Raw genomic sequence first — 12,499 nt, forward strand, 5'->3', positions numbered from 1 at the left:
TAGCCCGGCAGTCCGCCCGCTACTGCAGGCAGACCGCCCGGAATGGTCGGTCGCGAGCGACGCGGAGGGCGCCAGCGGCGAGCGGCGCGGGCCGTTCGAGAAACACCGGACAGCCGATGTCGTCGTTCGCTATCCCGAGCGCCAGCCTGGCGGACTCAGAAAGGGCGAGGCCGTCTCGACCGTTCTCCGATCCCGCAAGCACCGAGTCCAACGAGACGCGCAGCGTGGGTCGCGGGTAGTCGAGCGGTCGAGGGCTTTCTTTGCTGTCTCCGATGCCACGCGAGCAGGGAGCAGTATCTCACGAGCAAACTCGACGGACGTGACCCTGATGGCTAAGGGAGTTAGCTGTCGAGATACCGCTAGTATCGGTGAGCCGGCCAGTTACAGATGTCTCCGTCGCTGATGTGGCAGAAACCCATTACTCGTCCTGGAGTGCGGCGTAGATATCCGCATGCCGCCGGCCGTCGAGGGCCCCCATCTCGAGGGCAATCTTTCGACGTTCGGCGTCGCTCTCGGCCGCCTGATACCGCTCATACAGCTGGCGGACCTCGGCATCAACCGCTGTCGGGTCGCCATCGTAGACGTCGACGTCGTCGGGGGCAGCGAGATCGAGTGGCTCGTCTTCGAGATCCGCTTTGAGGAGGCGGAACCGCTGAGCGGTCTCGGCGCCGACCAGCTGCGTGACCGTCTCGAAGTCGAGTTGGTCGTCGTAGTACTTCGTCGCGACGAGCTCCCGGAACGGCTCACTGTCCGCGGTCTTGTCGAGATACTTGCGGAGGGCCTCGATGAGCAGGGCAGATCGGTTCGTGTCGTAGACCTCCGCAATAGCGTCGAGGCGCTCGACGAGCGACGCCGGCGAGTGAAAATGAACTCGCTGCAACTCGTCGCTTGGGTCCATACGATGCGTACGTTTCGGACAGACGCTGGTAACGGTTTCGGGGCTGTACAGTACACGCTCTGAGCGTCAGGAATCGGGAATGTCGAACTCAATCGTCACTCTGTGCGGGCAGCTCTGCCAGGAACCGGGTGGCTGTTGTCCCGATTCGGACGCCGTCGACGTTGTCGACGTCAAGGTCCGCCGTAGCAGTTCGAAACGGATACTCCTCAACGAGAACCCGATAGATAACGGTCCGAATAGTCTCCGAGCCATATCTGTCGACGACAGTCGCCATCGCTTCGTCTAGGTGGGCGTTTTGGTGGTCCACACGTGGGTGCTCTGCTCGCTCGAGAACAAGGTCGACGACGTCATCGATCGGTGGATGCTCGGGGTTCCCGGTGCGCTCACGAACGTCATAGAGTGGCTCAGAGCCAGTCATCATACTTACTCCGTCGCGTCCTCGTTCGTGTCTTCTGCCGCTGGCTCCAGCCGTCGCTGTCGACGAACCTCCGCGAGCGTGTCCTCCAGCGTCCCGAGCGCCTCGATGGCTTCGAGTTCATCGGTAATCTCCTCGAGAAGACCGGCCCGCTCGATCGCATCTGCATCGCCGGCGGTCGTCTCGATTGCCTCAACGCGGAGCTGGCGCTCCTCTTGCCACCCACAGTCCCAGCACGTCCGGACGACGTCGAGCCGCTCGTCTTCAGCAGCATCGAGCACCGCGTCGGACAGTGACGTCGGCGGCGGTCGGTCCGGCCCGACCTCGAGTGTGACCGGGCCACCGCACGCAGGACAGTCCATACCCTACAGGATGCGCGCCGCGGTCATCAACATCAGGGACCCGTGAGACGGACTCACAGAGAGGGCTCTCGAGGAAGCAAACCGGATACGTCAGGCTGGTCGTTGGGACGACAATCGCCCCGGTGACTCAGTAGACGATACGGTTCGTTTAAACTAATACATTTCGGAAGCTGGGACTCCAGAGATGGCCCCTCGGCCGGAGAGAGCCGGCGGCCTTCGCACACTGCATATCGCGTCTTTCTTTGGACGAAAACCGCGATATGCAAGACACTATAACGCCCTCAAATCGAAGGAGAACCTCGTCGGGCCGATTTGAGACAGTAGAAAATACCTCGACGAGCTCCCGGCTCACTACTATTTCGCTAAAATTGCTCGACCACGGGGTAAGCGGGGTAAATTCGGGAAGTACTGATGAGAGATACGAATAGCCCTGTGTCAAGAACGCCTTGCTGGATGGCCGCGCTCTCCCGGGAGATGCCGAAAGAGATCCCTATTCCCGCGAATTCGGGATGCTGAATCCACTCAAAATTGCCCGACGGGAGTTTCAGTACAAGGTAGACAGTACTACAACCCTTCATCTCAATATACTGAGAGGACGGCTTGTTCACAGTCCGAATTTGACAATGGATAAGTACGGGCCGTTAACCAACAATCCGAATCAGGAACAGAGTTTGTTGGTTAATAGTCTTCACCCTCCACTGTTTCCGGAGCTTTTGCTGTCTTCGTCCGTCCGACACAAGGCTTTTCGAGCGCCTCCGTGGAATCACAATTATGCGCCGCCGTGCCTTCCTTGCGACCGTCGCCACGTCCCTCCCCGCAGTAATCGCTGGCTGCACCAGTCCCGGTGGGTTGGGTGGAAGCAACGCCGCTGCAGAAGCCCCTACAGCACGCCTCGAACTGACGACGATTGCCGACGCGAAACTCCCGACGAAGGTCCTCTATACAGTCCGCCCTGCTGAAGGCAACGACGAAACGGCACAACTGTTCGATCGGATTCTCGACGGTGGCACGACAACGAAGGCGACACGGCCGCCACTACCCGAACAGCAACATATCGCCTACCAAGACGGCGTCTACGAGCTGGCATACGAGGTGATTGAGGAAACGCCGGCCACCAGATACTCCGTGAAAGTGGATATCGTCACCGGATCGGTAACCGAGGCAGAGGCTATTCAGTTCGCTGACCTCCCCGAAGTTGATCAAGAGGAATTTGCTGCCCACGGACTCGCTAATGGTGACCCGATCGGAATCGGGACGACGTTCCTCTATACAGACGCCGAGCGCGAACAATCCGTCCTTGTCCCCGAGTCGGAGTACTCGTACATCATCTGGGACGACGGAACAGAAGCCGAATGGGTCATCGACGACGCCTACGACACGACGCTGAACACCTATCGCTACACGCCCGACCAGGTGGCAACAGCCGCCGAGTACGGCCAACAGATGCGCGAGCGGTTTACGTTCGAACTTGCGGACCTCCCAGACGCCCAGCGAGAGATCGTCGAGACGGCGATCACGGACGGACCGTACGTTGTCGGGCCCGATGAGACGCCGTCTGATGCGCTTGTGGCGCTCGCAGATCGGTTTCGCGGACACGAACAGCCCCACGGGCTCGACGAGGAGGGTGAAGGTGACCTGAGCGGCACGTATCTGGTTCGGTACCAAGGGGACGTGTATTGGACAACGCTCGTCGTCCAGCATAATGCGTTCCAGACGACATCAGCAAGCTGATCCGGACTATTCTACTGGCATCTTCATTTGACAGATGAGTTGATAGACACGATTTTATGGTAGTCCGATATGTACGGGGAACTCGGTCGGAGCACTGAAGTGGATCCTCGTCGCCTGCTTCGGGCATCAAGGGCTTAGCGACGCGATGTTTGGCGAATCGAATGCCAAGAGGAAATCGAGTCGTACTACGAGTCGCAGCTGGTCCGAGGCGTCGAGAGCATACGGACACCTATTGACTGGGATCGGACCGACATCCGACGAGAACTCAACGGAACACATATAGTCGGTATCACGGACTGGACCTGACGACCCCCTCCCCCCTTTTTCGAGTTGTAAACTCGTGACGGTGGGGAGGGGTGAACAGCAAGAGGGACTACAAAACAGCCGATTGTGGCGGATATACGCGATAGAGAGGCTGAGTATTTCATTTTCTAAATTGTAGCTAGGAATGCGAAAGTTTATGTTACACGTTACCTTATCATAACCGCACTAGAGACAAAGAAAACAAATTGTCTAGCTCCGGCTAGACAATTGACACCTCTGGAGTAGATAACCTCTTCATCTCGTCCGTGGTTCTGATCCCGCGTACTATCACGTCTCATTGCCTCTACGCCAACTTCTGTTAACTCAACGCTCGTCACATAGCGTTTGGTGTGGCCTGTTCCCATCGACTTACAACTCGAAAAAGGGGGGAGAGGGTGCAACATTCGAGATCACCAAATCAGCTTCACCAGCTACCATGTCTGAAACCCGGTATTACTCTCATTCGTGAACAGGTCCTACAAGCGTCGTTCTTTCGCTACTATTCTGGTGCTTACTACTCGAAAACGGGGAGTGTGAGTAAGACCGTATCACCCAGAGCATCATTCACAAAATTCAGATTATGTGGATTTTGCTTCGAGACTCACTTTGACTCCCTTCTCCTTACAACACGAAAACGGGGGGTCTGGGTCATCGAGTAAGTTCGACGATAGCGAGCTTCGTCGAACTGTTACAACTCGACAACGGAGGGTGATAGATTCCGAAGACGGTATCTGGCTCATTCAGAGGATACGCGGTTGTAGTCGTTAGATAGCCTGTTTTCGCCCGGTTACAACTCCACAAGGGTCCATATTTTTATACCCAGAGTTCGAGGGGGTTCATAATGGGACGAGAGGGACGTAGAGCAGGATCGAATAATCCGGAAGGTGAGGAGGATCGTCAATCTTCTGCTGCTGATCCTGAAACTCCTGAATCGAGGGATGGGGAGGTGGCATCTCCTGGCACGTCACAAACGACCTTCGAAAACGGATCAGATCCCGCCGATTCGTCTCAAGAAGCAACTAACGGCGACGGTGGCGGCATCTCAATTCGTGATCGTCTCCAAACCGAGTCGTCCGGTGGCGTTTTCGCGAACAAAGACCTCGTCCGGTCAGATACCATCATCGACGAGGATCGTATCGTCGGTCGTGACGACCAGCTGGGCCGTGTCGTCGACAATCTAAAACCGGTTCTCCAGAATGAGGGGATCCCCGATATGCTCCTAAGCGGGCCATCTGGAACTGGGAAGTCGCTCATCATTCATGCGGTCTGCAAACAGATCGTCGAACTGTGTGAATCCCAAGGCAAGACCTTCGGGGTCATTTCAATCAACTGCGAGGGGCCGAAGACAGCAGATCGGGCTGTCTATCGGTTAGTCAAAGCTGCTGCCGACGACCTCGGCGTTGATCCTGGTGTTCCCCAAACCGGCGTCTCAACGGATCAGAAGCTCGAGCGACTGTACGAACTCATGCGAGAGTATTACGATGGGGTCATCTTCATCCTCGATGAGATCGATATGCTCGAGGGGCCGTATCAGGAAGCAGAGTACAATTCTCTCATCTACCAGCTTTCACGGGCTCGCAAACTCGCCGACTTTGATGGCCCCATCTCGCTCACGACAATCACGAACTACGCCGACTTCATGAAGGACCTCAACAGCCGCGCACAGAGTTCCTACAACCCTGACGACATCTTCTTCGACGATTACGATGCGAACCAGCTCCGCAGTATTCTCCGCAACCGACGGGACGCCTTCAAACCAGACTCACTTGCAGATGACGTTGTTCCGCTTGTTGCTGCGTTCGGATCCCAAACCCACGGGGATGCGCGAAAAGCGATTGATCTCCTCAGATGGGCTGGTGAATTAGCCGAGCGGCGTGGAGCCGACACAGTTACCGAAGCCGATGTCCGTGATGCCCAGGAGAAATACACCGAAAACCGCAAGCTCCGCCATATCAGCGGCATTTCGACTCAAAAGAAACTCTCCATCTACGCCGTGGCGGCGACGGCCAACTACGCAAGAGAACATCCTGAGTGGATCCCTGCTGGACCTGCGTTCAAGACGTACCAATTCATTGCTGATACGATGGACGCGGACCAGTACAGTCGTGAGACCTTCGTAAATCACGTCACAGAGCAGAGTACGTACGGTGTACTGGACTTTGAGCGTCGAGGCAAGGGGCGAGGCAGGGGAGTGCATATGTATTTCTCCCTCTCCGAGGATCCTGAAACGATCATGGAGACGATCCGTGAGGATTCCCGATTCGAAGATCTAGCTCACGAAGAGGCGACTATCAGCGCTGTTGTCCGCGAACGGCTGAAGCAGTTCCGGAGTAAGAACTGATCTCGCCCGTATTTTCCCCGCACTTACTTCTCGAAAACGGGGGGTGTTCGTATCCCGCGTGATGCGTTACAACTCGAAAATGGGGGGTGTCATTCGGCGGGATGTCTCGTTACTACTCGAAAACGGGGGTGGGTGAGCCAAGAGATTTGACGTGCCAGTTGATGTACTGTGCCTTCCCCTTTCCCTCTCCCATTTACAACTCGAAAACGGGGGGTGTGTCCTACGATTTCTTTGTCGTCGGTACCATCGATGATGCGGAGACGGTGGAGAAACGACGGAAATACCGGGGTGTGGTCCCTTCAAAATCAGCGCCACCCCCTCCACCCACATCCAGTTACGACGGAAACGTGGGGTGGGTGTCCTCCATCATCGAGTTTTACTCGTCCGGGTTGACCGGACCCATTCACACTCTGGGGGGTGTCATCTGCTACGCTACGAATCACGTTGAAACGACATCAGGCTACAGTTCCATCTCGTTTACTCGTCGGGATTCACTGGCCCTTTGTACTTCGACGTCACCGAATCGCCTTCCCGCCACTGCCAGTAGTAGTAGTAGCGGTTGTCGTTGATCTCCTTGATCGTGATCGTCGCCTTCGCCGGCACGTCGTCTGGGAGGTCATCGGGGCGCTCCTCGACCTCTTCTTGATCTGCCGACTCCTCGAGACGGGCCTCTCGTTCCTTGTGCTCGGCGAGCGCTTCAGCGTACGTCGCAACGTCTCGGAGCTGCTCCGGGTCCGACTCGTTGAGCGTGTTGACGATCTCCGTCGGGAGGTTCGCCGGTGGGGTCGGGGATTCGTAGGACATCGGCTACTCTCGTGTTAACCAACACGGGCCACGAATCCATAGTTTTGTTGGTTAAGCCGACGGAGACAGTTCTCGCGACCGCTGGCTGTAACACTACTCGAAACTTCTTTATATGCAAGTTTCGTACTGTGTTACACCGTGCTCCGGCGCATCGAACTCGAGGTCCTCGCCACGGTCAACCGCGGCGACACGATCTCCGAACTCGCGACGAAGCTCGACCACAGCGAGAGTTACCTCTCTCGTGCCGTCGCCGACCTCGTCGAGAAGGGGCTCGTCTACACGGAACGCGATGGCCGGCGAAAACGAGTCGTCCCCTCGGATGCTCGCGCCGTCGAACGCTACCAGGACCTCGTCCGCCAGCACTCCCACATCGACTTCCCCGAACTGCTGACCGGCAAGGCACTCGAAGTACTGTACTACCTCGACCAGCCGCGAACCGTCTCCGAGATCGCCGGCCGGAGCGACAACTACCGCAACACGGTCAACCGCGTCCTCAAGCGGTTTCGCGACCGTGGGCTCGCCGGGACGGCCGACGGCTACTACGAGTTCAACGCCGACTTCGACCGCCTCCACGAGTTCGCCCGGGAACTCGCACACCATCTGCATCGCCAGCGCCTCGAAGCCGTCGCCCCGAAGGGGACGATTCTCTGGGAGGATTACGACGAATTCCTCACCCAGACCGAGACGGAGATCGACGCAGAGGCATTCCACGAAACCGGCCTCGCTCGATTCGCGGCCTATGACCTCCAGTTCCTGCTCACCGGCCACCGCTACTACCTCTACTCCGAGGACCTCGACGCAGTTTCGCCGGCGGAGCTCTGCTGTCACACGCTGCTGATCGACAACGGCAGCCGTCACCGTTCGTACTGTCTCCTCCTGCTCAGCCAGGTCGACGTCGACGAGGAGGACCTCCGAGAGCAGGCGGCGAAGTATGACCTCGAAGACGAAATCGACGCCTTGCTGCGCTACCTCGAGACGCACGGCGAGGTCGACGACGACCGGCTCCCGGAGTGGGACGAGTTCCAAAAGCTGGCGGCTGACTACGAGGTGCCACTATCACCATGAGACCAACATTCAGACGCGAGTACATCGAGAACGAGTTCCAGCGAATTGCGGATGGCCTCTCAGCCCCACTCACGGTCTACCTGATCGGTGGTGGTGCGATGTCGCTGCGCGACCTCAAGGGGGCGACGAAAGATATCGACCTGGTCGTCCCGGATGGCGACGCGTACGGCCAGCTGTGGGCCGTCCTGATGGACCTCGGGTATGTAGAAGTTCAATCGCTAGATCCAGATTATCGGGCGCTGGGGGCGACGAGCTGCGTCGAGAACGACGATGGTTGCCGCCTCGACATCTTCAACCGGCAGGTCGCGAACAAGCTCGTGCTCACCGACGGTATGCAAGAGCGCAGCGAGCCGTTCCTCGATACGGATCGACTGACGGTCCGGCTGGTCAGCACCGAGGATATCTTCCTGTTCAAACTGATCGCAGGTCGTGACGACGACATCGAGGACATGAATATGCTCGTGCAGGCCGGTCTCGATTACGATGTCGTCCGGGATGAACTCGAAGCCCAGATTGAACGCCTGGGTGACGATCAGTTCGCCACGTTCGCGAACGAGGCGCTGGTCGAACTCGAGGAGCGGTACAGAGTGACCACACCGATCGAGGATCGCGTCCAGGAGCTCACGAACAGGTACTACCGGGGGCTCGAAGTCCTCCAAGCACTCGACGAGCCGATGACCGTCGACGAACTGGCCGCCGAACTGGAGCTGGATACCGACGAGGTTCACGACCGGATCGCGTATCTCTCAACGTTCGACCGGGTCAGTCGGGATGGCGACACAGTCCGCCCCATGGAGTAGCTCAATCGTTACCCTACGGGGAGGGAAGGCGGCCGTCTGGTCGGGGAACGCGGCCCCGTTTGATCTCGTGATCGACGCGACGCAGGTGTTTACAGCCGCCCTCGGGTGAACGCTGCTGCCAGTCGGGACAGGTACACGACTCGTCGATGACGTCGACTTCGTACCGGTTCCCGGACGCGGACTGTACCTCATAGCGGCCACCTTTCGAAAGGAGCGAGACGTCCATCGCTTCGGCGACGGCACGCCTCGTGCGGGGCTCGAGTTCGTCCTTCGACTGTGCGTTCTCGTCGACGACCAGTCGGTCGCGAACGTCGCCCGTTCGGCCACCGTCGGGAGCGACGACTTCAGTAGGGCCACTGAGGCGCTCGTGGAGCACTTCCTCCACCGTATGGCCTTCCGGCCAGAGGTAGTGGATCTCACGGCGCTCGCGATGGTCGTAGGAGCCGCACGCGGCTGCGCATCCAGTCCAGACGCGCCAGGCCCCGAGCGCGGCCATCACGTCGACGATGTCGCGGGGAACCGTCTGGTGGTCGTCCGGGAAGAACACCCGGAAGCGGGTACACGCCTCCTGTGGCGGGACGGTCTCCCACCAGTCTTCGCTGGAGCCCCAGCTATCGAACATCGCCTCGTCGTTCCCGTAGCCGACGGTCACGCCGTCGATCGGTGTAAAGTCCGCCGGGAGGTGTTCTGCCTCGCCTTCGAGCACCCGGAGGACGGCGTATCGGAGGTACTCGTGGGCTTGGTTGTCTGTCGTTCGGGCGACCTGGTCGTGTTGCTCGGCAACGTGCTCGGCTTCCTCGAGGACCGTCGTGAGATAGGGTTCAGTCATGATTCGACGGAGGTCAGAACGCGCCTCCGCCCCTCCGCGGGCGTGAAAAACTTAACCAACAGAGCGGAAGGAATCAATCACTCTGTTGGTTAACTGGATTGGGACGAAAATTCGCTTTCGAGCACGTCGATGAGCTCTTCTGCTGTGGAACTGATCCGTCCGAGCCGATCGTGAACGACCTCGGACTCGTCCGACTCCCACGCAGCGAGGTAGAACGCCGACCCACTAGTGTCGAGCCCGCAGTACCGCCCGACGACGTACGCGACGGCTTCGGCCTCGACTTCGCGTTTCGAACGCTCCGTGTCGTCGTCGACGTCGAAGTGGAGCAGAGCGTGGGCGTACTCGTGAATTAGCGTCCGCGCGAGGTCCGCCTCGTTCGCCCGATCACGCACCTCGACGAGCGGTTGGACGTCGACGAGGCTCAGCTGCTCGCAGATGCCCTTCGCCTCGCCGTGGGTCCACTCCTCGGCTGGAACGATCCGCACCGTCACGCCGAGGTCGTCAGCGGCGTCAGTCAACTGTACGACGAGGTCGCCGGCGTCCCCATTCGCTTCCGTGTCCAGGTCGGGAAGCGGTTCGCCCTCGGTCTGGGAGACGTCGAACACCGGCGCGGGCTTGAACCCGACCAGCCCCTCGGACCACTCCTCGGGTGGCGTCTCATCGTAGTCACAGTCGCTGTCCTCGTGGTAGCTCGGGGAGTTCTCGCACTCCGGGCACTGTTTCGCGATGATTGGCGCCCAGATCCAGATGGCCGACTCACCCTCCGTGACGTGACGGTCGAACTCCTCCTGCCACGTCCGGTAGCCAGCCACGCGGGTTGCCTCGGGACACTGCCGCTTGATGAGGAGCGTGTTCCGATACGAGTAGTCGTGGAAGCGACTCTGGACGTCAAGCCACTCCTGGAACTCCGCGCTGGCCTGCGCGTCGTCGACGCCGGCGACGAGGTCGTCGATCCACTGTTCGATCGTACTGTTCATCTCGTCGGATCGCGTGTCGGTCTGGTCGAAGGAGACCGACGAATCACTGGTCGTAGCCATTGTGTTCACCGAATCAAGTTCACGGCAACTGCGTCTGCTCAGACCGCGCCGCACCCCTCAGGGGCGTTCAAAAAACCGCTCTGTCGGTCAGCGGAGCTCGTGGCGTTCCTCCGCAAAGCCAACCGAGACGAGGTACTCGAGGAACTCGTCGAACCGCTCGACGTCACTGGGCGTGTCGGTCGCAAGATGACGCGCCCACTCGATGGCCCACTGGAAGGCGGGATCCGTGCCGCCCTTGCCGTGAATGTACCACCACCGGGCCGCCTTGAGAACCACTATGGGATTCGTCGGCGGCTGCTCACCGGCGAGCCCACGGGTGATGGATTCGATTTCGTTGGGGATGTCGGCGGGATCGACCTCCGCTGATTGCGTGTTGTCGATATCGACGGGAATATTGTCGACCGAGACGTTGTCGGGACTCTGTTGTTGACTCACTGGAAGTCACCTCTGAGAGCTTTCGAAGGAGCCCTCGCCCCTCTCTGGGGGCACGAAAAACAGGTGGCGAAGTCACGTCGGCGGGAGGTAGACGCTCTGTTCGCCGGCAGATACCTTTGTGCTGAACGTGGGACTTCGCTTGTTAGTCAACTACTGGTTGGACTGGCAGCCGTTCGAGTCGGCGATGGCACGGGATACAGAGAGTCAGCAGGTTACTCGGTACATCTGCATCGTCGACCGACTGGTCTGGGTCGTTGTAGAACCGGCGTCGAGGAATCCGGTGGTGAACCGGGAGATCACGACCGAATTTCTCGCGGTGAGCTTCACGGCCCATACCGCAGCGCAGGCAGGACTCGTTGTCACGGGTGATGATCTCCTCACGAATCTGTGGCCAGTTCGAGCCAAACGGAACTATCTCAGTATCTGACTGACGGTAGTTTTCTAGATAGTCCGGGTCGGCCGCTTGAAGGGCCGTTCGCCACGTTCCGAATTCACGCTGATACGGATCGATGGTAAACTTCCCGTGTTCGTTCATTTCCGTTGTTGTCGGTGGGTGGCCCAGCTCATTCGCAACAGCCCGCAGTTCGGCTAATAACTCCTCCCGTGGAATTCGCCACCGCTCATTCGGCTCGAAGCCGGCAGCTCGGAGAGCTTCATTCCACGAACCGAATCGCTCCTGATAGACTGCTGCACTCCATTTCCCTTGGTTTCGCATTTCATCCTTCCGAGGGACATGGCCTAGCTCTTCGGCGAGACGGTTGAGTTCGGATATCAGATCCTCCTCGCTCACATCCCATACGGAGTGGACTTCCAACTCAGCCTGTCGAAGAGCACGATTCCAGGTTCCAAACGCTCGCTTGTACGAATCCGAGGTGTAGGGGCCACTCCGGTCCATTTCATCTGTTGTGGGCGGTCGACCCAGTTTCTCAGCGAACCCCTGTAAGGCAGTAATGAGTCTCTCTTCGGAGAGGTTCATTTCAACGTTCGGCTCAAAATCGGCCGCCCGTAGTGCTGCATTCCACCCTCCAAATCGCTTGCAGTATGTCTTCACCGAATACTTTCCGTGAGCACTGTATTCACGCTCTGACGGGGTTCCTCCCACGATGTCGGCAACCGATTTGAGATCAGTAAGGAGGTCCTCTTCGGACGTCGATGGTCGTCCGTCTGGATCATTCGTTCCGGTTTGAAGTCCGGCAGCCTCGAGTGCGTTATTCCACGACTCGAACCGATTCCCGTACGTCTTCGAAGCATGAGGTCCTGAATCGTCCATCTCACTCTGCGATGGGGGACGACCGAGTTCCTCAGCGAACTTCTGGAGCCGATTGAGGAGTTCATCGTCTGAGTACAGCTTCTTGCCCATGATTTCTGAGGGGATTGAGTCACTCAGTTTGGTCCCGACTCGGTATTTGAATGTCCGCACTCACTCATTCCGGATATTGATCGGAACGGCGACTCAAGGGGCGATCCTCGCGAGTCGTA

Annotated in this window: 11 protein-coding genes and 1 pseudogene; 4 read left to right on the plus strand and 8 right to left on the minus strand. The window is 58.6% G+C overall.

What is annotated here, in order from left to right; genetic code table 11:
- Positions 1-553: 553 nt before the first annotated feature.
- The 3 genes and pseudogenes from EPY72_RS14070 to EPY72_RS14080 form a co-directional block, all read right to left on the minus strand.
- Positions 554-898 (minus strand): annotated as a pseudogene (locus EPY72_RS14070) (ribbon-helix-helix protein, CopG family); the annotation flags it as partial.
- 88 nt (positions 899-986) lie between these two features.
- Entirely contained in the window at positions 987-1,316 is a 330-nt protein-coding gene (locus EPY72_RS14075; protein ID WP_135806840.1) for a DUF8158 family protein, read from the minus strand.
- 5 nt (positions 1,317-1,321) lie between these two features.
- Positions 1,322-1,675, minus strand: a complete 354-nt coding sequence (locus EPY72_RS14080; RefSeq protein ID WP_135806841.1) for a DUF8105 family protein — start codon at positions 1,673-1,675, stop codon at positions 1,322-1,324.
- 771 nt (positions 1,676-2,446) lie between these two features.
- On the opposite strand from EPY72_RS14080, the gene EPY72_RS14085 reads away from it, so the two are divergent.
- Both EPY72_RS14085 and EPY72_RS14090 read left to right on the plus strand, forming a co-directional pair.
- Positions 2,447-3,406 carry a hypothetical protein gene (locus EPY72_RS14085; protein WP_135806842.1) on the plus strand — a complete coding sequence of 320 codons (960 nt, stop codon included), beginning with the start codon at positions 2,447-2,449 and terminating at the stop codon, positions 3,404-3,406.
- A gap of 1,144 nt (positions 3,407-4,550) precedes the next feature.
- The gene (locus EPY72_RS14090; protein ID WP_210423543.1) at positions 4,551-6,050 is read left to right on the plus strand and encodes a Cdc6/Cdc18 family protein; all 1,500 of its coding nucleotides are present in this window, start codon (positions 4,551-4,553) and stop codon (positions 6,048-6,050) included.
- 477 nt (positions 6,051-6,527) lie between these two features.
- Here the strand turns inward: EPY72_RS14090 and EPY72_RS14095 are convergent, their stop codons facing one another.
- Complete coding sequence (locus EPY72_RS14095; protein ID WP_135806843.1) at positions 6,528-6,854, minus strand: DUF6788 family protein; 327 nt, start codon at positions 6,852-6,854, stop codon at positions 6,528-6,530.
- Between the two features lie 138 nt (positions 6,855-6,992).
- Here EPY72_RS14095 and EPY72_RS14100 point away from each other — a divergent pair, with 138 nt between their 5' ends.
- Entirely contained in the window at positions 6,993-7,919 is a 927-nt protein-coding gene (locus EPY72_RS14100; protein ID WP_135806844.1) for a helix-turn-helix transcriptional regulator, read from the plus strand.
- Positions 7,916-8,719, plus strand: coding sequence for a DUF6036 family nucleotidyltransferase (locus EPY72_RS14105; RefSeq protein WP_135806845.1), 804 nt, complete (start codon positions 7,916-7,918; stop codon positions 8,717-8,719). The genes EPY72_RS14100 and EPY72_RS14105 overlap by 4 nt, the downstream gene beginning before the upstream one ends.
- 13 nt (positions 8,720-8,732) lie before the next feature.
- Here the strand turns inward: EPY72_RS14105 and EPY72_RS14110 are convergent, their stop codons facing one another.
- The 4 genes from EPY72_RS14110 to EPY72_RS14125 form a co-directional block, all read right to left on the minus strand.
- On the minus strand, positions 8,733-9,548 hold the full coding sequence (locus EPY72_RS14110; protein ID WP_135806846.1) for a hypothetical protein: 816 nt from the start codon (positions 9,546-9,548) through the stop codon (positions 8,733-8,735).
- Between the two features lie 89 nt (positions 9,549-9,637).
- Positions 9,638-10,585: an ArdC-like ssDNA-binding domain-containing protein gene (locus EPY72_RS14115; protein ID WP_135806847.1), complete on the minus strand. Its 948-nt coding sequence runs from the start codon at positions 10,583-10,585 to the stop codon at positions 9,638-9,640.
- Positions 10,586-10,672: 87 nt separating this feature from the next.
- On the minus strand, positions 10,673-11,020 hold the full coding sequence (locus EPY72_RS14120) for a DUF8013 domain-containing protein (protein ID WP_135806848.1): 348 nt from the start codon (positions 11,018-11,020) through the stop codon (positions 10,673-10,675).
- 142 nt (positions 11,021-11,162) lie between these two features.
- A complete protein-coding gene (locus tag EPY72_RS14125; protein ID WP_135806849.1) occupies positions 11,163-12,380 on the minus strand; it encodes a homing endonuclease associated repeat-containing protein in 1,218 nt (405 codons plus the stop codon).
- Positions 12,381-12,499 lie beyond the last annotated feature (119 nt).

It is taken from the genome of Halorussus marinus (assembly GCF_004765795.1).
Lineage (GTDB): Archaea > Halobacteriota > Halobacteria > Halobacteriales > Haladaptataceae > Halorussus > Halorussus marinus.